The organism is Luteipulveratus halotolerans (assembly GCF_001247745.1).
Lineage (GTDB): Bacteria > Actinomycetota > Actinomycetes > Actinomycetales > Dermatophilaceae > Luteipulveratus > Luteipulveratus halotolerans.
Genome location: NZ_LAIR01000001.1, coordinates 43,513 through 63,892 on the forward strand (window position 1 = coordinate 43,513; position 20,380 = coordinate 63,892).

Consider the following 20,380-nt stretch of genomic DNA (forward strand, 5'->3'; position numbering starts at 1 on the left):
GATGAGTGAGCATGACCTTGAGTCAATGGGCCACGAGCTGGACCGATTCCTGCGAACCGGTCTGATGGTCGTAGGGCAGGTGATCGAGCGCGCAGCACGCCGCAAAGCCGCCCGTGAGCAGCAGGCCGAGTCCCAGACCCGTCAGGCCGCGGCGCAGCAACGGCAGGCGTACGTCGACCAGCGCGACGTCGCGCGCCGGCAGTACCTGCCAATGACGTTCGGGCGCCGCGCCGAGCAGGCCGACCCGCGCGAGCTCGCCAAGGCGCTGGTCGTGGCCAGGCAGTGGGCGGCCACCGACCCGCTGGCGCAGCAGACGGCCGAGCACCTGGGGAAGCGGTTCGAGCAGCTGCACCCCGACCGCGACCCGGGCACCGGAGAGCTGAAGCCGCTGACCGTGCTCAAGGCTCAGGAGCTGGCCACCGAGCACGCCCCGGACTACTACACCCGCCACGACGCCGACCGTCTCTGGTCGCGACGTGAAGGTCCCGCGCTGGAGGACGGCACCGGACCTGACCCGGTGCCGAACCGAGAAGCAGGCATGCGGCTCGTCTCGGACTGGGAGCACTGGCGCGAGCACGGACAGCTGCCGAAGTCTGCGCTGCTGGTCGAGCATGCCCGCCACCTCGGCCTGTCCGAGCAGGTCGCCCAGGCAGGCCAGGCCGGCGTCGATGAGTGGATGAAGCAATTCCCCGCCGAGCCGGCCGGTGCCGACGGCGTCGAGCGGCGCACCGTACCCGCCGACCGGGCCGAGGAGCTGGAGCAGGTACGACGCGACAGCGAGATGCAAGAGCTGGGGCTGATCTGGGAGCAGTTCCAGCCTGCCGAGGGCCAGGGGATGAGTCAGCAGCGTGCCGTCGAGCTCGCCTCCCAGCACGCGCCGGCGTACTACACGCGCCACGACCCAGAGCGTCTCGCGGCAGAGGGCGGCGCTCGTGCGTTGATCGCGGACTGGTCCTTCTGGGAGACCAACGACCACCAGCTGCCCCGGTCGTCGGTGCTGGCCGAGTGGGCTCACCACCTGCACCGCGACCAGGACATCGCTGACGCCGGCGAGGCGGCCGTGGAACAGGCACGGGCAGACCGTGGCGGCGACCTCGACCCGGCCGCAGCCGAGGAGATCCGCGCTGGCGCGCAGCGGGTCGCGCTCGAGCAGGTGTGGGGTGAGTCGTCCCGGGTCACGCCCGAGCGCGCCGAAAGCCTGGTCGACATGGCCGGACCGGTGTACTACTCCGCACCCGACTCCGACACGCTCGTGGCCGACTGGCAGCACTTCGTCGACGAGGGCAGCCTGCCGTTGGAGCGCCGCCAGGAGATGTGGGCCACCTGGACCGGCAACGGCGCCGAGGTCACCCCGGAGGCGTGGACCGTGGACGGCCAGGTCGACACCGCCGGCCGTGCGGACGCCCTCGCCCGGATCTGGGACGAGGGCCACGACGAGCGAGCCGCGCTGGAGTACGCCGCGCAGATCGGCGCCCTGGACCCCGAGCCCGAGGCAGCGCCCGCGACCGAGCAGGCCGCGACCGCGCGACGAGTCGCCCAGTCCTTGGCCGAGCAGGCACCCGACGCCCTCGACGTCGCCGGGGATCCTGACCACGCCCGTGAGACCTATGCGGCGCTGCTGGACCCGGCCACGTTCAACGAGGCCTCCCAGGCCGAGACATCCCGGGCATGGCTCGCCGCGCACGTCTGGTCCAGTCAGGACCCGGCCGCGCAGGCTGCGGCCGAGCAGCTGGCACAGCAGTACAAGACACGGTTCGGCGTCGACCTGGCCGACGAGCTCACCAACGAGCCGACCGGCTCCACCGACGCCCTCGCCCCGACGACAGCCGCGGTCGACAAGGCCCCGGCTGCGGCCGCGGCCGCCGACCGTGGTCCGGCCGGGTGGGTAGCCCACTCAACGGAGGACGAGCCTGTCCCGGCAGTGTTCCGGGCAGGAGAGGCCGACCTGCCGGTGCTGGTCACCGGGCCTGCGGTCCGCGGCGAGCAGGGTGAGTGGTTCGTGCCCACCTCGACCGGCGCGAGTGTCCCCGCCGAGCAGCTGCACACCCCAGACCGGCCCGGGCTGGGGTATCAGCCCGAGTGGGCTGATACCGCGGGCAACCTCGACCCGGCGGCGTTCGAGCGGGCACACCTCGCCGTGCACGGGTCATCATTTCCCGACGTGCTCGAAGGTGAATCACAGGAGGCCGCGACCTTCCTGCGGTCACGCCTCGCGTCGGAACAGCCGTCCGTAGAGGCGCACGACCCGCAGCGGGAGCGGATCGTGCAACTGCACCAGCAAGCGGAGGACTTCTACGCAGGCCAGTACCAAGGCTCGCCCGCTCAGGAGCACGTCCGGGCGCGGTTCGGTGACGGGCTCGAGGGCCCGGACTCACCGATGCGGCCCGGGTACGCGCCGGCGGAGTGGCGCGCGCTGACCGATCACCTGGTGCAGCAGGGCGCGACCGAGCAGGAAGTCATCGCCGCCGGCCTGGCGCGGGTGAACTCCACCGGGCGCGTGAACGACGTGTTCCGCAACCGGGTCGTTATGGGCGTGCGCGACCACGCCGACGGCGCGCTGGTCGGGTTCACCGGCCGCGACCTGTCCGACGGCGCGCACGGCGCACCGAAGTACCTCAACACCCCGCAGACGGCCGCGTTCGACAAGAGCCGGCTGCTGCTCGGGCTGGCCGAGGCACCCGAAGGTGCTGAGGTCACCCGAGTGGAGGGGATGATGGACGTCGCCGCGGTCAACCTCGCCGGTGAGGGCAAGGTCGTCGGCGTCGCGCCGATGGGCACCGCCCTGACCGATCAGCAGGCCGAGCTGCTGGCCGCACGCGCGGTCAACGGGCGGGTGCGCTCGGCGCTGGACAACGACGAGGCCGGCCGCAAGGCCGCCGAGCACGACGTGGCCCAGCTCGCGCCGTACGGCGTCTCGACCCGGCAGATCAGCCTCGCCGAGGGCGACCCGGCCGAGGCGTACCAGCGCAACCGGGACGGCCTGGCCGGTCAGCTGAGCGTGCCGTCCAGCGTGCTGCCGCCGGTCGGTGCCGCTCTGCTCGACCAGGAGCTGGCCGAACGACCGTTCGGGAACTCCACGGAGCGGTGGCAGGCAGTCCAGGCCGCATCACGTCACGTCGCCGCCGCGCCGCGCCAGGACCAGCGCGAGATGGTCTCGGCCGCGGTCGATGCCGTGATGCGCCGCGACCCGGCAACGCCCCGTGATGCGGCCTGGGAGCACGTCAACGCCGAGCTGTCGGCCGACCGTCCCGGTCGCCGCTGGGCGCCCGGGACGTCGTGGCAGACACTCGCCGCGGATCTCGCCGGCGACGTTGACGCCGCTCGAGGCGAGGGCCGGACGGAGGCGCTGGAGGCGGCTGACCGGGAAGCCAACCGGGCCGTCCTCGAGCACGACCGGGCCCGGCTGCACGAGGGTCGCCGGCAGCAAGCGATCGCCGCTGACCCGGCCGACCTGGACCCCGACACCCGGGACCGAGTGATCCGGGATGAGGAGTACGCCCGCAACCAGCACGACGGGAACGCCATCGCGTCCACATCCGCCGCGGCTGACCTGCGCGCCACCGCCGCATCGCTGGCACCAGCAGCCGACGTCGACCAGGACCAGCCCGAGGACGCCCGGCGTACGACGGCACCGCCGGCGTCACGACCGGCCGAACGGCCGGCGGTGTACGACCGGGCCGCGGGCGCCGACCTGAGCAACGTCGACACCGGCACCGCGAACGCCCGCAGGCAGGCCAGCGCCGCGTTCTCCCGGTCCACACCCGAGTCGGTCGGCGCCGCTCGCTCCCGTGCCGGCAACCGCGGCCGCAAACCGGCGAAGTCGGCCCTGTCGCCACGCCGCGGCCGCAACAACGACCTGGGTCGGTGACGACGGTCATGACCGGGTCCGGCTACCGCACCGACCCGATCCCCAGACGTGGCACGTTCCTGATCGAGGACACCCGGCACTGCCTGTGGCTGATCGTCGATCAGGTCGTCTTCCGGGTCGGCGGGGGAGAGGGGCAGCGCCTGTCCGGTGCCCTGATGGACCGCATCGGCCCGTGGCGACCACGACAGATCAACCCGCTCTGAGCACGCCAGTAGGCGCCCACCTCACCGTGGGCGCCTACTCGTGTGCTCGCGGCGGTGTCAGTGGTGCCGGAGACGATGGGAGCGGCAGGGGTGCCAACACCGCGAGGAGGTCGCGATGACGTGGGTCAAGGGATACACACTCAAGGAAGGCACACCGGTGCGCGCGCACGAGCGGCGAACCGCGGGCGGCACCGCCGGTCTGCTCGCCGGGGCGCTGCTGGTGACCGGCGCTGCCGGCACGCTCACCTATCAGAACAACCCCACGTTCCGGGATCGGGTGAAGTCCTGGACCGGATCCGCGAACCCCGGACGGGCGCACACCCCGATCCGCGAGGGCGAGAGGCACCGGCTGCGCGTCACACGGGTGCTGGACGGCGACACCTTCCGTGTACGCGATGACCGCGGCCGCGACGCCGGCAAGGTCCGCGTCGTGGGTGTCGACGCACCTGAGCTCGCGCACGACGGCGCGCGGGCGCAGTGCTACGCCAAGACCGCCACCCGCGACCTGCGCGGAATGGTCGACGGCCGATGGGTGACCGTCACCACCGACCCCACGCAGTGGAAGCGCGACGTCTACGGACGCCTGCTCGGCTACGTCAGCGTCGAGCACGGCACGACCGACGTCGGCGCCGCGCTCATCGACCACGGGTCCGCTCGAGCACACGAGCACGGCGACATCCCCACCCAGCGCAAGGCCGAGTACACCGCCCGCGAGACCACCGCCCGCGCACGACAGGCCGGCCGGTGGCGGGCGTGCAGCTGAGCACGGACCCGACCGAACACACCAGGAGCGAGATGAGCAACGCCGACCAGCAAAGCCACGACGTCCTCACCGAGATCCGCGACGTGCTCGCGCAGGCACCCTGCCAGCACTGCGGCCAGATGCCGTACAACCTGCAGGGGCAGCAGCTGCGATCACCGGCCGAGCTCGCGGCCGTCAACGAGCAGGAGCGGCGCCAGTGGCTGGCGTACTTCGTGGGCCTGCGCGCGGACGAGCGGATCCCCAGTGCGCCCTCGCCGTTGGAGGTCGAGACCCTGCGTCGCGAGGCTGCCAAGCGTGGCGAGGGAGTCGCCGTAGCCGAAGGGGCACTGCGCGAGGCGCAGGCAGCGAATGGCTCGGTGGGACTGCTCGCCACCCGACAGACCAAGGACACCGCTGCCCGCCATCTCGCGCAAGCGGAGCGGCAGCTCGACTCCGCTCGGGACAAGGAGGCCAAGGCGACGGCCAAGGCGGAGACCGCGGCCGAGAAGGTGACCGCGGCCGAGAAGGCCCGCGACGTGCACGGGTCCGCTGCCGGGACTGGCAAGGAGGCAGGCAAGGCGCTCGAGCAGCGGCTGCGGCTGCTGCTCGAGGACTACCTGGGGATGCCGAACGCGCCGCGGTGGTTCGACGACGTGCGCGCTGTCTGGGACGGCGAGGACGACTACATGCGCGTCGAAAGGTGCCTGAGCATGCTCGCCTACCGGCGCGCGTTCGCCATCGACGACAATCTCCGCGCACTCGGCGAGGACAAGTTCAGCGGCCCGCGCGGGGACGTCAGGAAGCTGGCCGTCAAGGGTTACCTGTTCCCCCGGATCTCCGGGACAACCGATCTGGCCTGGGACGCGCTCGAGCAGCGGCTGGTCAAGCTCCTCGAGAAGACCACCGGCTAGCGACCGGAGTCCGGGCCCTGTCCTCGCTCAACGCTGCGGTCCCGCTCCGGCGCATGCGCCGTAGACGTCGGCCGGTGCGCGGTGACGGGGCCGCGCCGCGGCGCCAGGACCGACCGCGCGGCCTGCGCAGTCCGCCGGTTCTGCTGCTGCTCATCGGTGGCGACGCTGCGGTCCAAGTGCTCGATCACCGGGGTCAGCGTCGCGGGCGCAACGCGCGTGGCGGACAGTTCGGCGCGCGCGAGGTTGGTGCGCTGGTGCGCGTCGCGTGCGGCCTCGATCGCGCGTGCGGTGCGCTCCATCTGCTGCAGTACGGCCAACCATCCACGGGAGGAGTCGACGCCGCCGGCGCGCAGTGCGAGGTTCAGGTGGCGTGCGGCCAGTGCGACATGCTGCGCCTTGACGTACGACGGTGTGCGCTCGGCGTCGTACGGCTGCGCCAGGCTCGAGCGTGTGTAGCGGTCGGCCATGTCCGACAGAGGGCGCAGGACCTCGTCCTCGCCGGCGCGCGCGGCGATCAGGCTGACGGTGCCGGCAGCGTGCGCCGTCTGCACCTTCCACGCGATCGGGTCGTAGGGGTCGAGCCGTTCGAGGTCGTCGTTCCACTGACTCAGCTCCGCCGCGGCCCGCTCGAGGTCGGGTGTCGCGTTGAGCGTGCCCGGCTTGTGCTCCGGCGGCATGTTCTCCCCGCGCCACGTCGTGATCGCGGCCGCGCGTGACTCGTCTGTCTCGTTCGCGGCCCACCGCTTGCGCAGCTGCGTCAGAGACAGATCCGGTGCGAGTTTGCTGCCGGCGAACCGCACTCGTGAATCCGCACCGGCGCTCTTGTCGGGTGCGGTCGGCTTGTCGAGCTGGACGCTGTAGCCGGTGACCTCATCACGACCACCGGGCGCCCAGCGCGGTTCGATGTCGATACCGGCGTCGAGCACGTTGTAGACCCACTCCGCCTCGGTGCGCGATGCCTGAGCGGCGCCGCGTACGACGCGCTGCAAGTACACGCGGTCCGGGTCAACCGGACCCTTGCCCTTGCCCTTCGGCACCGCACCACGGTCCGCGCCGCGACGCTGTTCGGCGCGCGTGTACTTCGACGCACCGCGGCCCTTGGCGTCCAGACCACGGTCGCGCAGCGGCACGACGAAGTCATGCTTGTCCTCCATCTGCCGACGCAGCACCTGCGTGTACGGCATGTCCCGCATCGCCCGCCCGGTCTCGGGGTCGGTGTAGGACAGCTCGACGCGCTCACCGTTGTTGCGGACCAGGTTCACCAGAAGGTGAATGTGGTCGTTGCCCTTGGCGGACTTGCCGTGCCGCATCGCGGCCCAGCGCGCGGAGTCCTCCGCGCGCCCGGTCTCGAAACCCATGCCCTGGACGAACTCCTGCGCGAGCGTCGCCCACTGCTCATCGGTGTACTCACCCTCGCTCGGGTCCAGCGACATCGTCACGTGATACACGTGCACCTGCTCACGCTCGGACGCCTGCGATGAGTGCAGCGACTCACGCGAGACACCACCACCGGGGGCGCCGGCGTACGCGCGCTGGTCGACGTACTGCGCACGCCACGAAGCCTCGATGACCCGCCCGAGCTCGGCCGCCTCGACCGGGTCTAGGTAGCCGCCCCACTCAGCGACCAGACCGGGAGACCCAGCGATCATGTGCTGGTCGGTGTGCTCGTTCGCCTTGCCGTCGGAGTACAGGTAACGAGTCGCGCCGGACATGTCACGCCCCTGACCCAAGACGCTGATGATCACTGGTCGCGCTCCTGCTCACGCTCGATCAGGTAGCGCGGGTTCTCGTACTTCGTCACGATCGGCGACTCCCCACCGGGTAGCTGCGCGAGCACGGCGTTGAAGTGCTCGTACTGCCGCTCCAGGTACTCCATCACCGCGAGCAGCTGCGCCAGCTGCACCTCACCGGTGGAGTTGGCGACCTTCGCGATCTGGTTCACGTTCGACAGCGCCATTGCGATGCCGCGACGTGCGCCGAAGACCTCCGAGTAGATCGCGCTCATCCGCTCCGCCGCGACAGCATCCCCAGTCCACAGCGCCCGCTCGTACAGCCGCGGCACACTCACGCCCTGCGCCGCGGCCATCGCCTTCACTCGGACCCACTCGGCATCCGAGTGAGCGATGACCGTGCGATGACTACGAGGCCCCGCCGAGTCATTCGCACGACGACGGCCCCGGAACAAACGACGCCGCTGCGTCGCCTCCGGGGACTCCTCGCCCGACCTCCCAACCGGGGACCCGGGGGTCGGCTCGTCTGTCGTCATGCCTTGCATTTTGCCTCATCGGTCCGTCAGGGCGCCAGCCCCAAGGACCGCTTAATGCACATAAGTGCGTATCTTGCTGGCTCCAAGCACCATCGCTATGGCACCTGCGTCCGATTTCGGTCGCGCGGCGACCACGCCACGAGATGGTGGGTGCGTCTCACCCTCTCTCCGTCAGCGCCCGTTGGTACCCTGCTGGAACAGCAAGGCCAGGTCGTCGGCGCCGACAGAGCAGCCGAACACATGGCCTCCGCGCACGAACGGGGAAGGGAATCACGACGCATGAGCACACAGGACCGGGCCCGTCAGCTACTCGAGAAGCGCATGACTGCGATCGCCGAGCTGGAAGATGCCAACGCAGCCCTCGAGGACGCGAAGAAGGCACTCACTGCAGCCGCGAAGAAGCAGGGCGACGCATGGAGCGGTGCGCGCGCCTCCGGGTGGACCGAGCGCGAACTGACCAAGGACCTCGGCTTCAGCCGACCTGCGAACCGCAGCGGCGGTCGGCCCAAGGGCGCCGGCCGGAAAGGGACCGCAGCTGTTGGACGTCCGGCGTCCCCAGAGCCGACTCCAGTCGACCCGATGAGATCGGACACCGTGGCGCCATCCGCATGACAGGAGCCACCCGGATCAAGGCGTCAGGACGAGCACATCTCCACTGCACCTAGCGGTCGAGGTCGTTTCCCCGGTTCGGACTAGGACGATGTCCTGAGAACGGCCGCGTCGCTCCAGGAGAGGAGCGCGTAGCGGACGGACCTGCTGGGGATCGACCAGGAGACACCGCCGAGCGAAAGGCCCGGGCGCGCTGAGCGCCCGGGTCCTTTGCTTGCTCGCCGCCCATACGCTCAGGGACGGCAGCGCCTTCGGGCAGCTGGTAGCGGATGACCTCGACGTCGTAGGTGCTCTCGAGGTGGTCGACGACGTCGGCCGCGACGGACCGGTCCGACCCGGTCGGGAACAACCCGGAAGTGACTTCTGAGGGCACCCACCGGCCGCCGAGCGTGTTGACCAGGTCGCTGCCGGTTCCGGCTTCCATCGCGAGCCGGTCGTCGCGCCAGCGCCCGTGCGCGCGGCCCTCGGACTGCTGCCGGGTGCACTCGACGTCGACGACCGTCACGCTGTATCCCGACCGGTAGAGGTTCTCGAGCAGCTGTTGGGCGTTCGCGCGGTTCGACAGCGTCCCGTCGACCACGACGTTCATGCCGGCGCCGACTGCTTCCTGCAGGGCGTCCTTGGCGATGCGGCCTGACTCCTCGTGCACCAGTGAGGCGAACTCGCGCGGCTGGAACTCATGACCGCGCGCCTCGGCCGCGCGCACCTGGGCATCCTTCAGCCAGGCGTCGTACGTGCCATCGCGCAACGCCTCGAGCAGGATCGCGTCCTTGAAGTCGTCAGAGTTGATGACCAGCCACTCATCGCGGCTCGAGCCACGCTCGGCCAGGACCCGGTCCAGCGACGACGTCTTGCCGGCGCCGGGAGGGCCGGCGAGCACGACCGCCTGCCGGTCAGCCTTCGCGTCGGGCTTGGCCTGGCGGTGCTCGGCCAGGAACCGGTCGTGCAGCTGCGCGCGCTGCGGCCGCGGGCGGCCGTTGCCGAACCATGCGGGGTTGTTCACCGTCGCGCGGCGGCCGGTGGCCGTCAACGGCCCCTCCGGTGCGGCGAGCTCGGTCAGGACACGCTGGTGCTGCTCAAGATCCACGGCCACGCCCGCGACACTACTGAGCCGCCGACCGGGTCGGTCGGCGGCTCAGAGGTGCCGGAAAGATTTCGCGAAATTTTTGCAACACGATCGGCAACGGGCCAACGATCCGGGGCCGATCGCCACGTCACGTGCTCGCCTGCGCCTCCCGCGCCTCGACACGGTCGAAGATCACGCCGTAGTCGTCGTAGGTGATGTACCCGCGCCGGGTCGCGGTGCCCAGATCGCTCCAGTCGTCACCGAAACCGGCAACGTTCCACTCGACCACGTCCGGGTCGGGCTCACGCGGCGGGTACGGCCACGACGACAGCTCATCCAGCATCTGCTCACGGTCGATGTCGCCGGCGGCGTACCGCTGCGCGATCTCCAACGGGCGCGCACCCGAGAAACCCTCACGCACCGGTGCCACACCGCGGGCGGTCTTGAGCCGCTGGTTCACCGCCGGAGCGGACACACCCAGCAGCTCGGCCACCTTCACCTGCGCCACCGAACCACCGTCAACCGCGGCCACCAGGGCGCGGGCGACGTCGATCGGCACCAGCGCCTCACGCGCGGCCGCTCGAGCAACATCCTGCAGCACAGCCTCATCAGCCGGCTTCGTCTCATGAACAGTCATCGCAAACCTCCTCACTACCCATATTAAGGCCGCCTTAATTCGATGTCGAGCGCGGCGGCGGGGTGAGGTCAGCACCGGCGCCGCTGGTGTCGAAGGGTGCGCCGCGGGCGGTTTCGACCAGAGCGGTGATCGCGGCCATGATTGCTGCGGTCGCCTCAGCTACTGCAGCCGTGTCGTTGCCCCGGTTAGCCCATCGGGTGAGGTCGATCGGGTCGCCGACGACCAGGTGGGCACGGTGGCGGTGCCAGATATGCCGGCTCCCAGGGCGCGGACCCCACATCCCGACGGGCACGACGGGCACATGTGGATGGTTCAGAGCGAGTCGGGCCGCGCCGGTCTTGCCCGGACCGGGGCGTAGATCCGGTTCGCGGGTGAGCCTGCCCTCGGGGTAGATCACCACGACCTGCCCGTGCTCCAGCCGCGCGGCCGCAACCTCGAGCGCGTGCGCGGCCGCCTCCGTGCCGCGGTGTACGGGGATCTGCCCGGTCTGGCGGGCGAGCCAACCAACCACGGGCCAGGAGAACACCTCCGCCATCGCCAGCGCGTGCGGGAAGCGGCGGTGCCCGATCACCGTCCGCGCCAGCGCGAGGGCCTCAGTCATGGACAGATGGTTGGCCACGACCAGCACCGGGCCAGTACGTGGAATTCCTGCTGAGCGAACGAAGCTCACCCGGTGCGGAACCTTCGACGCCCCCCAGACCAGGGCGAACCCTGCCGCGTTCCTGACGTGCCGGCGCAGCCCGGTCGCGGGTGGTCGGACGGCAACAGGCGAGCCACCGGTACCGGCGCGGTCGGTCATGAGCGCGCCTCACTTCGTGTCGCGGTGGCCCAGGTCTTGCGCGTCATCCGCGGCAGGATGAAGAACGCATACGCCTCGAAAACGAGGACCGCCTCCGCCCACACAGCACGAACTGTCGGCGTCTGGTCTGCGTGGTGAGACCAGACGAGTACGCCGACGCCCACGCCCATCACCACCGGCCACAGCAGCGCGATCGCGCTCACTGACTGCAACCGTGGCAGCCACCTGTCCCGGGTGGCTTTGTCCGCGCAGACCACAATGGGCAGCCCGGCGGCGAGAACCCAGACCATCACGGCTGCGACGTACAAGAAGACCGTTAGCGCCACCAGGAGCAGGAACACGGACGGGATATAGACCGCTGCGGACGACGGTGGGAGGCCGTCGATGTCCAGCGCCCCCCTCAGCGCAGCGCCGACCGGGCTACCGTGCGCCTGATCCCGCACGACCCGCACAGCCACAGCTCGAGTCCCTGCAGCAGCCGCGAGCACCCCTCCGGAGCACACCACCACCGCGACAGTCGTCCACGCCCACGACCGCGCGTTGCTCGTGGACCTGCTGACCGCTACCTCGATCAGCACCACAAGCACACCGGCAGCCACGATGTAGTACGGCCAGGCGCTCCAGCTGGACGGAGCCAGCAGGCCGCCGATCGCGTCCGCAGAATCGTTCATCGCTGGGCCCCGGCGGCATATCCCTCAGGCCCCAACCTCCGCAGCGCGTCGAGTGCATCACGGCTCGCGCTGGCCACCCGAAGAAGGTGGAACCACGTCACGCCAAGGCAGCCGATGAAGATCACCCCGAGGAAGACGGTGCCCAGCCACATCGTGAGAGCGAATGCGCCCTCCGTCTTGACTTGGGCGTCCACCAGGAGGTCGAACACCCACGGGATCGACAGCAGAGCGACCAGACACACCGCCGCGAAAGTAGCACTGCCCGCAGCCATCTTCGCTCGGTCCATGTGCTGAGCTTTGGCGAGCTGCGCAATCTGCAGCTCTGCATTGAGTCGAGCGATGTCGTTCTGGTTCGTAGACTTGTCCATGATCGAGCTCCAATCTCGGTCAGGGCCTGGCGTGGTGTTGCTGCACCCGCCAGGCCATTCACTTTGTGCTGACTAGTCGCCGCTGCGAACCCGGCTGCGCAGGTAGAAGTAGACGCCCGCGCTGAACATGAGTCCTGCGGCGATCCAGCCAACCACGACAGCGACACCGACCACTCCTGGCGGGATCGCGTCATCGGTCACCACCATGAGCAGCCATGTCGCAAGAAACACGACCGAGGCCATCAACATGCACTTGTTCGCCAGCCGGTCGTCGTCGGCGCGATCCGCGGCCGCCAGGACGGAGTTACGCGTCCGATTCGCATCGTTCATGCTCGAGCTCCAATCTCGTGTGGGTCGGGCCGGCGTTGCTGCACTGGCCCGGCCATCCTTGTCGGCAGGTGTGACAGCCCACGACTTCGCGCCGTCCTAGCGGATCAGGCGAGCGTCGAGATCGTGCAGGGTGCTGAGGCCGTTCGGCTCCCACCAGCCCTCTCGGATCGCGCGGTGGAGCTCGGTCTGATCGCGCTCGGCTGTCCACGGCGACCGGATCAGCACGCACCGACCGGTCCGCTGATGGCGGCCGTCGACCTCGTACCCGATCAGGTGCCCCTCGGCCGCATCCGCACGGGCTCGGGCGAAGGTCACCAGCCAACGGCCGCCGTCCTGGTCGGGACCAGTGCCCAACCCGGAGGCGTTCCAGCCCCAGTCGGCCTCGCTGGGAAAGCCCGGGATGATGTCTTCACTGCCCGGGTCGTACTGCAGGCCGATCGCCTCGGCGAGCTCTTCGGGTGACTCGTAGGTGGACATGGTCGTCTCCTGACGGGTTCGAGGACGGGTGAGCAGATCGCCTGGCTCACAGGCCAGGACCTCGCACAGACCCTCAAGGGTCCGCATGGTCAGACGCTCCGGCCGGGCTCGCACCATCCGCGACAGCTGGGCCTCCGAGGGCGTCTCATCACCCAGGACGAGCTCCAGCCGGCGCCGCAGCTCGGCGCTGTACCGGATCTCGCGGTCACTCATCACACGCTGCAGCTGCCATACGAGCTTGACGGGGTGTACTTCCATACCCACAGCGCATCATACGATGATTAGCACTGTCAAGACCGGCAAACATGCATGTAATGCAATTTTATTGCGTGCAACGCCGATAATTATGATTATGTCAATCAGCCAACCTGAATGCCCCGCTCGTCGCGAGCTGCACCACGGTGGCAGCCAGGTGCACAGCAGCGCGTGCCTCGTCGGGCGTCTCATGACGCGTCGGGCCGAGACCGCCGTGCCGCGAGGTCTGACCAGTCCACAACGCCCTCATCAGCGCGAGCACCATGAGGACGCCGCTCTCGGCATCGTTCGACGGCAGCACGCAGGTCCACTTGGTCGGCTTGTCGGACACGTTCGTGATCATGGTGCCGAGCGTTTGCTTGCTGTTCTGCGGTGAGATGTGTGGCGCAAGCGCCGCCTCCACCGCCTTGATGCTCTCGCTGTACGCCTTCACTGGGTCCGGGGTGCGTGCGTACGCCGCCCCCCAAGCCTCGGCGAGGTGTCCTCCAGCCGACGTCTCCCCTGCTGAGTCAACGACCTCCTGGACCTCGGCCTTGACGGCGGGCAGAACCTGCGTCAGAAGCCCCCTGTGATCGGGCTTCACACGAAACAGCGAGTTTCCCCGTGCCAGCAGTTTGTCCAGCTCTTGGACGTCTTCATAACCGACCGACGAATCCCACTCAGTCGAGCTCTCAATTAGGAACTCGACAATGTCGAGCAGCAGGTGGCGGGGTGGTGCGATTGCTTCGGACAACAAGCTGTGGCGACCAGTTGCTCCGTAGCCATAGCTCGGTAGGCGTAGGGACACACACACTTTCTCGAGCAGGTCATCGTTCCCGGTCAGGATCGCGTGGCACCAGTCGCGCAGCGGGGCGACAAGGTGCTCCGGGACCCCATCGAACGGCCCTTCCAACGCATGCCGTCGCTTCCGCTCCCCTGGCCGCCAGTCACTCATGCACGAACGATAAGCGCGCCGTCTCGGCAGCACGGTGCAGATTCGCTAAGGCACACGCGGTCGTCGCTGCACGTCTCGGGCGTTCAGCCAGACGTTGACGGTGCCTCCGCACCGGGCATAGTCGCGCCAGGTGACATGCACCCTCTCCCCCAGCCACCTGACGGCCTTCGCGGCGACGTGCTGGTGGGTTCCGTCCGGCCACTCGACCCGGGCCGTGACGTCGATCGGGTGGGGCGCGTAGCCGATCCGCTCGAGTCTGGCGTCTGACGGCCAGTCCTGATTGGTCGGCAGCTGGTGCTGCGGCCGCCGGCCGTCGTTCTGTCCCACCACTCCCCCAGCGTCTCGCGGACCACTGACGCACGGCTTGAGGCCTGACCTCCCGCGACCTGTTGTGCGTCGCGGGAGGTCAGGGGCACAGGAGCCGATTAGACGACGGCGTGGATCCGGGCTCGTCGGTGGTAGTCGGCGAGCTGCTCGAGGTCGTCGGCTTGGTTGCGTGCGATCACGCGCTGGGCCTCGAACGCCTCGCCATCTGCGATGTGTCGCAGCCACTCGTGTGCTCGGTCGATCAGCGGCAGGAGGTTGTCCTCCGTGACGGACAGGTCTTCCGGGGCTAGGCATCGGGCGCCGACGCCGCGCGGTTCGACGCGGATGCGAACCCTCCAGCCACTGGAGTGATCCTGCGTCTCGATCGTCCACAGCCAGTTGAGGTCACTGGGCAGGCCTTCGCCTTCGGCCGGGTGGAACGGCTCGGTGATGGTGTCTTCGGTGGGGTGGGCGCCGGCCCACAGGCGATACAGGTGCACGTCCGGTCGCTGACCGAAGACGATGCACTCGTTCAGAAACCTGGCCAGCGGTGCCAGTTTGTACATCGGTGATCCCCACCGCGCGTACAGCATCTCGGGCTCCAGGCCGGGGTAGTCGCTCCAGGTGACGACGGCTCGCATTCCCATGACGGATCCTTCCGCTCGTGTGGTCTCTGGGCTCAGGCCTGGCCGTGGATCGGCCAGCCGTCCTCGTCGACCGGAGTCGGTGCGGTGGGCGCCGGTGCGCCCCCTCGGGTGCTGAGCTGCAGGTCCTGCGTCCACATGGGCGCGATGTAGTCGGTCACGACCTTGTTGGATCGGCCGGTGGTGCCGTCCTCGCGCTGCCAGACCTCGACCTCGAGGCGGCCGGCGAACCGGACTCGCAGGTTCTTGCGACCGCTCGGCGCGGTGCGGCACAGGCCCTCGGCGTCCTGGCCGAAGACGACCAGGTCGTACGCGATGGTCTCGAGGTCGCCCCACTCCCCCGTCGAGGTGTTGCGTGCGCGCACGGTGTGCAGGGCTCGGACTCGGGCGTATGGCTTGCCCGTCTTGGACTGCTCGAGCTCGGGCATCTTGATCAGGTTGGCCGTGGTCTCGACTCGCGTGCTCATCGTGTCCTCCTGTGGTGTGGTTTATAGTTAGAGTCTACTTGTGTTCTGGTCTAGTGGGTAGTGCCTACTTGTTTTATCTCACATGGTGAGCACCCAGAAAATCGCAGCATTCCGCGCGAAACCGGGCCACCCCCACCCCTCCAAGGCCGCCTTTCCCCGAGCTCTACGCCACCGCCGGCGGGCTCGACCAGCTGCGCCGGCCACGGGCGCCGACGCCGTGGTGCTGGGCTCGGGTGGCTCGCCCGACGCGGCAGCGGCGGGCGAGCCGCACGAGCACAGCACCACACCACACAGACAGCCCGCAGGGCTGGCCGCCACCACCGGCCCAACGGGCCGGCGGCCCGACCCCTACGGGCCGAGCCGCCGTGGTGTCACCGGGCGCGGAACAGGTCCTTGGGGCCGATCGCGCGGTCATAGATCGCGAGGATCAGAGCGGCAAGGCGGTAGTGCTCACGCGCGTTGAGCGCGTCAAGCCGTGCGCGCAGCATGGCGGTCTCGATCCTGCCCGCGGCGTAGGTCAGGCAGGCCGCGACGGTGAGGAAGGGCACGGCGTCGGGGCCGTCGGCAAGCCGCACGACGGCCCGGCGCAGCGCGTCCACGTTGAGCCGGTCGGCGAACTTGCGCAGGGGCTCGACGTCGGCGCCGACGTCGGTCGGCATCGGCCACGGGAAGGTGGCGGCGGTGCCGATGATGACGTCTCGGACGTCGACGTCCTGGAGCGCGTAGGCGGCCGCCTGCACGTCGGCGTCGTCTGCGGTGCCCTCGAGGACGTGGACCCATGCGTCCACCCACGGCCGGCCGGTGTCCTTCGGCGTGAGGGTGCCCCGAGCCGCCCATGCGGCGACCATGCCGTCGCGGTCGTGGGTGGGCGCGGGCGCAAGGTGGGTGAGGTCGTCGCTGACCTCGTCAAGCGGTGCGCTCTCCTGAGTGACGGTGTCGGTCACCATGCCGCCGCTGACCAGGAGCGACCCGAGTAGGGCGGCGTCGCTCATGCTCACCTCGACCTCGGCGGCTGCCATGAGCGGAAGCACCCGCCCGGTGCGTCCTCGTAGCCGACCAGGTGAAAGAACTCTGCGCGCTGTGCAGCCAGGTCGCGGACTGCGTTGATCGCCACCAACCGCGCCTCCTGCTCGGGCTCGCGGGGCACTGTGGCGACGCCGACGATGGTGGCCTTGCCCTCCTGCTCGGCTAGCGCGACGACACAGAGCATGTCGCGCGGCTGGTAGCCGATCATGCGCGGCAGTGCGGTCGCCAGACCCTGGGGCGTGATGGTGGGCGTTGCAGCCATGGTGTCCTCCTGTGGTGTGGTTGATAGTTAGAGTCTACTTGTTTTCTGCCCTAGTGGGTAGTGCCTACTTGTTTTGTCTCAGGTGGTGGACTCCCCCGCGTTCTCCTGGCTCGGGCGCCGGTGGTCGCGGATCTGGTGGTACCTGACTCGGGCGACGTTCCACCCTTCGGGCCGGTAGACCGTGACGGTCTTGGCGTTGACGCGGGTCACACGTTCCCACTCGTTGCGGCGGATCTGGATGAGGTCGCCGGGGGCGATGTCCTCACGGGTGTAGGCGCGCGTCTGGCCTGCCTCGACCTGCTGGGCGCGTACGTGCCGCCAGTGCTCGAGCTGCGCGCGTGCGTGGTCGAGTTCTTCGCTGGGGCGGCCGTTGGTCTGCCGCTCGAGGCGGCGCACATCGGCAGTGAGTGCGTCGATGCGGCGGGCGACCTGGTGCGGCTCCTCGCGGCCGCTGGCCTCGCTGGCTGCCGTCTCGGCTCGGCGCCGGGCCTCGTCGGCCTGGCGCTGCTGCTCGACGCTGCGGCCAAGCAGAGCGTGGGCGCGCTCCTGGTCGCGCTCGGCTCCGCGCTGGCTGTGGTGGCCGACGAGGATCGGCTGACCTCCCGCGAACCGCTGGTTGATCTGCTCCGCCCTGTTCCATGCTGCGTCGCTGTCGCCTGGCGTCGTTCGGCTCGCTGGGCGAACCGCTCGGCTCGGTCGCTTGCGCGCTCGGCCCGGTCGGCCTCGGCCTCGACCTGGTCCGCGGGGCGTGGCGTCGATGGTCACCGCCACGGTGAACCTGCGGTCCGCAGGTCGGTCGCGGTCTGCTCGATCGCGTCGCGCTTGGGCGCACGGTCTCGGGTGTGCGGCAGGTACCACGCGCCCAGGTTGCGGCTCCATCGCCACCTGTTCGCGACCAGGGCCGGCTTGGTGCCGTCACCGCGCGCGGTGCCCTCGATCGTGGTCCCTTCGGCGCTGGTGTGGGTGATGTGCAGGTCTGCGGTGTCGCTTCGGGTCATGGCGTGTCCTGTCTGTTGGGTGGGCTGGGTGTCAGTGCTCAGGCGGGGATGCCCAAGAAGGCGTGAAGTGCGGTGTCGAGTCCTGCGGGTGCGACGGGGTCGGCGTCCCACAGGTAGCGGCCGGTTCGGGCTTCGTCGCGTGCGCACTCGGCCGCGAAACGCTCCGCGTCGTCACGGCTGACCAGGCTGAACTGAACGGCGTAGGCATAGGCGGCGCGGTGGACGTACTCGACCGCGCGGCGCACCTCTGCGGCTGCTCGTCGGGGCACTGCTCGGCCTCGTAGCCGTGCTGGCACAGCTGCGGCGCGTCGATCATGGGTCCTCCCGCTATTGGATGAGTGGCTACTTGTTTGTCAGGCGCGCGGGATGCGGCGGGCCTGGATGGCGTGCACGATCTCCATCAGGTCGCGGACGTAGTCCAACGTCGCGACCCCCGCGCGCCCCTGCTCGACCTCGCCCAGCCAGCGGTCGGCCTTGCTGAGCGCTTCGTCGTGGATCGCGTCGAGGATGCGGCAGGCCTCGGTGGTTGGTCGGGCGGTCCTGGACACGCCACAGGGCCGAGTCAAGGCCTGCCTCTCGGGCCAGCATCACCGGGTTGGCCGTGGTCTCGACTCGCGTGCTCATCGTGTCCTCCTGTGGTGTGGTTGATAGTTAGAGTCTACTTGTTTTATTGCCTAGTGGGTAGTGCCTACTTGTTTTGTCTCACATGGTGAGCACCCAGAAAACCGCAGCATTCCGCGCGAAACCGGGCCACCCCCACCCCTCCAAGGCCGCCTGTCCCCCGAGCTCTACGCCACCACCGGCGGGCTCGACCAGCTGAGACCGGCCACGGGCGCCGACGCCGTGGTGCTGGGCTCGGGTGGCTCGCCCGACGCGGCAGCGGCGGGCGAGCCGCACGCGCACAGCACCACACCACACAGACAGCCCGCCAGGGCTGGCCGCCACCACCGGCCGCAGGCCGGCGGCCCGACCCCACCCGAGGCCGAGCCGCCGGTGACGCTCAGTCCTCGTCGGGGAGCATGATGACGAAGGTCATCGCGCCGCTGTCGTCGGCACCGACGACCAGGTGCAGGGTGCGGTCCTCGGCCTCTTCGGCGGGGCGGTCGCCAGGGACGCGGGCGACGGTGAAGGCGAACCGCTCCCCCACTCGGACGCTGGCCTGCCGACTCGCGGCGGAGCGTGCGGCCATCCCGGCGAGCATGAGCACGTCCACAGCCGCGCGCGCTGGTGCTGGTAGGCGCGCGGGTTGGCCTTCTCCTGGGTCGGCCCCCACTCGATCGCGTCGGTCCAGGCGGCGTCGGTGGCGTCCACCGGGACGGTGAACCCGGCGGCCTGGGCAGTGGTGCGGTCCAGGGCGTGCAGGGTGCGGTCGCGCAGGGCGTCGGCGCGCGAGTACGCGGCGATGACCTCGGCCGAGTCCCAGAAGTTGCTGCTCATGGTGTCCTCCTGTGTGTGGTTGATAGTTAGAGTCTACTTGTTTTCTGGTCTAGTGGGTAGTGCCTACTTGTTTTGTCTCACCCTGTGGGCGATCGCTGCGGGGAGTGAGCCGCGCGGGGCGGCTCACTCCCCTGGTGCTGCTACTTGGTGATGCTGCGCTCGGCCTCGGTGGCCTGGTGGCCTGCCTTGATGAGGGCTCGCATCATGTGCCCGTCGATGCTGTCGGGGTACTTGTGAGTGGTGAGGCTGGTTCCGGCCTCCCATTGCATGAGGGCGACGACGGCGGCCAGCGTCTGGCGGCGCTTGGCGGTGGTGCGGGGGCTCTTGATCTGCCGCAGGATCTGCGCGGCGTCGGCGTGGAACAGCGGCGCGATCTGGACCAGGTTGGGCCGGTTCCCCTGCGCGAGCCAGGCCGCGACGATGTTCTCGTGCCCGGTGGGCGGCGTCTTCGCGTCGAGCAGGCCAGCGATGAAGGCGCGGCGGGCCTGCTCGGCCTCGCCCCACTCGTTGCGGGCCTGAGTCGCGGCGCGGCGCTGCTCCTTGGCCTGCTCGGCGTCCAGGATGCTGCCCTGGGCGTCGGTGGTGCGCTTCATGTAGCCGTTCTGGGAGGGCTTGCTGACCAGGGCCTCCACGCGGACGTACTTCTCGGTCACGTTGTTGCCGTCCTTGTCCTTGCCGCGTCGGCGGTCGATGCTCAGCGCCAGCTCGACCCCGGGCATCTGCGCCAGCACCTCCGGGTCCTGCGGCAGCGGCTTGCCCTCGCGCGTGGTGACCTCCTTCGGGGTCAGGCGCCGGTCGTCGTAGTCCTTCCTGGTCAGCCGTGCGCCCTTGTCCTGCCAGTACTCGCGCGCCTGGCTCATCAGAGCCTCGTCCTCCTTGGCGCTGTGCCAGGAGTCGATACGACGCTTGAGCCCGTCACCACTCGACCGGAAGGCGGTCAGGAACTCCATCGCCTCCGGGTCGTCCTCGTACGGCGCAAGCAGCGCCAGGTCCGTCAGCGAGAGGCCTTCGCGCTGAGTGACCTTCTCCCCCGTCACTCCGGCCTTGTGGGCCTTCCTGACCGCCTCGACCTCGGCCTTGTCCAGCCCGGTGCGGCGGGCCACA

The 20,380-nt window shown here is 69.6% G+C and carries 25 protein-coding genes and 1 pseudogene; 5 read left to right on the top strand and 21 right to left on the bottom strand.

The window, feature by feature from the left end; translation table 11 throughout:
• The first annotated feature begins 25 nt into the window (after positions 1 to 25).
• The 4 genes from VV01_RS00265 to VV01_RS00280 all read left to right on the top strand — a co-directional run bounded on the left by VV01_RS00265 (position 26) and on the right by VV01_RS00280 (position 5,724).
• Positions 26 to 3,868, top strand: a complete 3,843-nt coding sequence (locus tag VV01_RS00265) for a toprim domain-containing protein (protein ID WP_050668146.1) — start codon at positions 26 to 28, stop codon at positions 3,866 to 3,868.
• On the top strand, positions 3,865 to 4,071 hold the full coding sequence (locus VV01_RS00270; RefSeq protein ID WP_050668096.1) for a hypothetical protein: 207 nt from the start codon (positions 3,865 to 3,867) through the stop codon (positions 4,069 to 4,071). The genes VV01_RS00265 and VV01_RS00270 overlap by 4 nt, the downstream gene beginning before the upstream one ends.
• Positions 4,072 to 4,186: 115 nt before the next feature.
• Positions 4,187 to 4,834: a thermonuclease family protein gene (locus tag VV01_RS00275; RefSeq protein WP_050668097.1), complete on the top strand. Its 648-nt coding sequence runs from the start codon at positions 4,187 to 4,189 to the stop codon at positions 4,832 to 4,834.
• A 32-nt stretch (positions 4,835 to 4,866) separates the two neighbouring features.
• A complete protein-coding gene (locus VV01_RS00280; RefSeq protein WP_157508670.1) occupies positions 4,867 to 5,724 on the top strand; it encodes a hypothetical protein in 858 nt (285 codons plus the stop codon).
• Here VV01_RS00280 and VV01_RS00285 read toward each other — a convergent pair.
• Positions 5,721 to 7,436: a relaxase/mobilization nuclease domain-containing protein gene (locus VV01_RS00285; RefSeq protein WP_157508671.1), complete on the bottom strand. Its 1,716-nt coding sequence runs from the start codon at positions 7,434 to 7,436 to the stop codon at positions 5,721 to 5,723. The genes VV01_RS00280 and VV01_RS00285 overlap by 4 nt on opposite strands.
• A gap of 29 nt (positions 7,437 to 7,465) precedes the next feature.
• Positions 7,466 to 7,810 (bottom strand): plasmid mobilization relaxosome protein MobC, encoded by a 345-nt coding sequence (mobC, locus tag VV01_RS23695; protein ID WP_197274959.1) that lies wholly within the window; start codon positions 7,808 to 7,810, stop codon positions 7,466 to 7,468.
• A 459-nt stretch (positions 7,811 to 8,269) separates the two neighbouring features.
• Between mobC and VV01_RS23090 the strand changes: the two genes are divergently transcribed.
• Complete coding sequence (locus VV01_RS23090) at positions 8,270 to 8,602, top strand: hypothetical protein (protein ID WP_157508660.1); 333 nt, start codon at positions 8,270 to 8,272, stop codon at positions 8,600 to 8,602.
• Between the two features lie 49 nt (positions 8,603 to 8,651).
• Here the strand turns inward: VV01_RS23090 and VV01_RS00295 are convergent, their stop codons facing one another.
• The 19 genes and pseudogenes from VV01_RS00295 to VV01_RS23710 all read right to left on the bottom strand — a co-directional run.
• Entirely contained in the window at positions 8,652 to 9,692 is a 1,041-nt protein-coding gene (locus VV01_RS00295) for a zeta toxin family protein (RefSeq protein WP_050668102.1), read from the bottom strand.
• A gap of 121 nt (positions 9,693 to 9,813) precedes the next feature.
• The gene (locus VV01_RS00300; RefSeq protein ID WP_050668103.1) at positions 9,814 to 10,302 is read right to left on the bottom strand and encodes a hypothetical protein; all 489 of its coding nucleotides are present in this window, start codon (positions 10,300 to 10,302) and stop codon (positions 9,814 to 9,816) included.
• A 34-nt stretch (positions 10,303 to 10,336) separates the two neighbouring features.
• The gene (locus tag VV01_RS00305) at positions 10,337 to 11,101 is read right to left on the bottom strand and encodes a lysophospholipid acyltransferase family protein (protein WP_050668104.1); all 765 of its coding nucleotides are present in this window, start codon (positions 11,099 to 11,101) and stop codon (positions 10,337 to 10,339) included.
• Positions 11,098 to 11,772: a hypothetical protein gene (locus VV01_RS23095; RefSeq protein ID WP_050668105.1), complete on the bottom strand. Its 675-nt coding sequence runs from the start codon at positions 11,770 to 11,772 to the stop codon at positions 11,098 to 11,100. Before VV01_RS23095 ends, VV01_RS00305 begins: the two co-directional genes overlap by 4 nt.
• The gene (locus tag VV01_RS00315) at positions 11,769 to 12,140 is read right to left on the bottom strand and encodes a hypothetical protein (protein ID WP_050668106.1); all 372 of its coding nucleotides are present in this window, start codon (positions 12,138 to 12,140) and stop codon (positions 11,769 to 11,771) included. The genes VV01_RS23095 and VV01_RS00315 overlap by 4 nt, the downstream gene beginning before the upstream one ends.
• Positions 12,141 to 12,212: 72 nt before the next feature.
• The gene (locus VV01_RS00320; RefSeq protein ID WP_050668107.1) at positions 12,213 to 12,470 is read right to left on the bottom strand and encodes a hypothetical protein; all 258 of its coding nucleotides are present in this window, start codon (positions 12,468 to 12,470) and stop codon (positions 12,213 to 12,215) included.
• 96 nt (positions 12,471 to 12,566) lie between these two features.
• On the bottom strand, positions 12,567 to 13,160 hold the full coding sequence (locus tag VV01_RS00325; RefSeq protein WP_231635120.1) for a helix-turn-helix domain-containing protein: 594 nt from the start codon (positions 13,158 to 13,160) through the stop codon (positions 12,567 to 12,569).
• 142 nt (positions 13,161 to 13,302) lie between these two features.
• Complete coding sequence (locus tag VV01_RS23700) at positions 13,303 to 14,136, bottom strand: hypothetical protein (RefSeq protein WP_050668109.1); 834 nt, start codon at positions 14,134 to 14,136, stop codon at positions 13,303 to 13,305.
• A gap of 425 nt (positions 14,137 to 14,561) precedes the next feature.
• Entirely contained in the window at positions 14,562 to 15,089 is a 528-nt protein-coding gene (locus tag VV01_RS00340; protein WP_157508661.1) for a hypothetical protein, read from the bottom strand.
• A 32-nt stretch (positions 15,090 to 15,121) separates the two neighbouring features.
• A complete protein-coding gene (locus VV01_RS00345; protein WP_050668112.1) occupies positions 15,122 to 15,553 on the bottom strand; it encodes a single-stranded DNA-binding protein in 432 nt (143 codons plus the stop codon).
• A 371-nt stretch (positions 15,554 to 15,924) separates the two neighbouring features.
• Complete coding sequence (locus VV01_RS00350; protein ID WP_157508672.1) at positions 15,925 to 16,545, bottom strand: DUF4192 family protein; 621 nt, start codon at positions 16,543 to 16,545, stop codon at positions 15,925 to 15,927.
• Between the two features lie 2 nt (positions 16,546 to 16,547).
• A complete protein-coding gene (locus VV01_RS00355; protein WP_050668150.1) occupies positions 16,548 to 16,841 on the bottom strand; it encodes a hypothetical protein in 294 nt (97 codons plus the stop codon).
• 78 nt (positions 16,842 to 16,919) lie between these two features.
• Positions 16,920 to 17,606, bottom strand: coding sequence for a DUF3560 domain-containing protein (locus tag VV01_RS00360; RefSeq protein WP_197274961.1), 687 nt, complete (start codon positions 17,604 to 17,606; stop codon positions 16,920 to 16,922).
• Positions 17,603 to 17,839: a hypothetical protein gene (locus VV01_RS23705; RefSeq protein WP_050668152.1), complete on the bottom strand. Its 237-nt coding sequence runs from the start codon at positions 17,837 to 17,839 to the stop codon at positions 17,603 to 17,605. Before VV01_RS23705 ends, VV01_RS00360 begins: the two co-directional genes overlap by 4 nt.
• Positions 17,840 to 17,877: 38 nt before the next feature.
• Positions 17,878 to 18,108: a hypothetical protein gene (locus VV01_RS00370; RefSeq protein WP_157508673.1), complete on the bottom strand. Its 231-nt coding sequence runs from the start codon at positions 18,106 to 18,108 to the stop codon at positions 17,878 to 17,880.
• Between the two features lie 84 nt (positions 18,109 to 18,192).
• On the bottom strand, positions 18,193 to 18,387 hold the full coding sequence (locus VV01_RS00375; protein WP_050668154.1) for a hypothetical protein: 195 nt from the start codon (positions 18,385 to 18,387) through the stop codon (positions 18,193 to 18,195).
• Between the two features lie 452 nt (positions 18,388 to 18,839).
• Positions 18,840 to 19,028, bottom strand: coding sequence for a hypothetical protein (locus tag VV01_RS00380; protein ID WP_157508674.1), 189 nt, complete (start codon positions 19,026 to 19,028; stop codon positions 18,840 to 18,842).
• Positions 19,029 to 19,078: 50 nt separating this feature from the next.
• Positions 19,079 to 19,276, bottom strand: a pseudogene (locus VV01_RS24850) (DUF6573 family protein); the annotation flags it as partial.
• A 140-nt stretch (positions 19,277 to 19,416) separates the two neighbouring features.
• The coding region (locus VV01_RS23710) for an acyl-ACP--UDP-N-acetylglucosamine O-acyltransferase family protein (protein ID WP_197274962.1) at positions 19,417 to 20,380 on the bottom strand (964 nt) is incomplete at its 5' end.

What these genes read in the sequence shown, in the direction of transcription:
- VV01_RS00265 (WP_050668146.1), top strand. Translation starts at nt 26, where the DNA reads ATGGGCCACGAGCTGGACCGATTCCTGCGAACCGGTCTGATGGTCGTA.
- VV01_RS00275 (WP_050668097.1), top strand. Translation starts at nt 4,187, where the DNA reads ATGACGTGGGTCAAGGGATACACACTCAAGGAAGGCACACCGGTGCGC.
- VV01_RS00280 (WP_157508670.1), top strand. Translation starts at nt 4,867, where the DNA reads ATGAGCAACGCCGACCAGCAAAGCCACGACGTCCTCACCGAGATCCGC.
- VV01_RS00285 (WP_157508671.1), bottom strand. Translation starts at nt 7,436, where the DNA reads ATGTCCGGCGCGACTCGTTACCTGTACTCCGACGGCAAGGCGAACGAG.
- mobC (WP_197274959.1), bottom strand. Translation starts at nt 7,810, where the DNA reads ATGGCCGCGGCGCAGGGCGTGAGTGTGCCGCGGCTGTACGAGCGGGCG.
- VV01_RS23090 (WP_157508660.1), top strand. Translation starts at nt 8,270, where the DNA reads ATGAGCACACAGGACCGGGCCCGTCAGCTACTCGAGAAGCGCATGACT.
- VV01_RS00300 (WP_050668103.1), bottom strand. Translation starts at nt 10,302, where the DNA reads ATGACTGTTCATGAGACGAAGCCGGCTGATGAGGCTGTGCTGCAGGAT.
- VV01_RS00305 (WP_050668104.1), bottom strand. Translation starts at nt 11,101, where the DNA reads ATGACCGACCGCGCCGGTACCGGTGGCTCGCCTGTTGCCGTCCGACCA.
- VV01_RS23095 (WP_050668105.1), bottom strand. Translation starts at nt 11,772, where the DNA reads ATGAACGATTCTGCGGACGCGATCGGCGGCCTGCTGGCTCCGTCCAGC.
- VV01_RS00315 (WP_050668106.1), bottom strand. Translation starts at nt 12,140, where the DNA reads ATGGACAAGTCTACGAACCAGAACGACATCGCTCGACTCAATGCAGAG.
- VV01_RS00320 (WP_050668107.1), bottom strand. Translation starts at nt 12,470, where the DNA reads ATGAACGATGCGAATCGGACGCGTAACTCCGTCCTGGCGGCCGCGGAT.
- VV01_RS00325 (WP_231635120.1), bottom strand. Translation starts at nt 13,160, where the DNA reads ATGAGTGACCGCGAGATCCGGTACAGCGCCGAGCTGCGGCGCCGGCTG.
- VV01_RS23700 (WP_050668109.1), bottom strand. Translation starts at nt 14,136, where the DNA reads ATGAGTGACTGGCGGCCAGGGGAGCGGAAGCGACGGCATGCGTTGGAA.
- VV01_RS00340 (WP_157508661.1), bottom strand. Translation starts at nt 15,089, where the DNA reads ATGGGAATGCGAGCCGTCGTCACCTGGAGCGACTACCCCGGCCTGGAG.
- VV01_RS00345 (WP_050668112.1), bottom strand. Translation starts at nt 15,553, where the DNA reads ATGAGCACGCGAGTCGAGACCACGGCCAACCTGATCAAGATGCCCGAG.
- VV01_RS00350 (WP_157508672.1), bottom strand. Translation starts at nt 16,545, where the DNA reads ATGAGCGACGCCGCCCTACTCGGGTCGCTCCTGGTCAGCGGCGGCATG.
- VV01_RS00355 (WP_050668150.1), bottom strand. Translation starts at nt 16,841, where the DNA reads ATGGCTGCAACGCCCACCATCACGCCCCAGGGTCTGGCGACCGCACTG.
- VV01_RS23705 (WP_050668152.1), bottom strand. Translation starts at nt 17,839, where the DNA reads ATGACCCGAAGCGACACCGCAGACCTGCACATCACCCACACCAGCGCC.
- VV01_RS00380 (WP_157508674.1), bottom strand. Translation starts at nt 19,028, where the DNA reads ATGGCCGCACGCTCCGCCGCGAGTCGGCAGGCCAGCGTCCGAGTGGGG.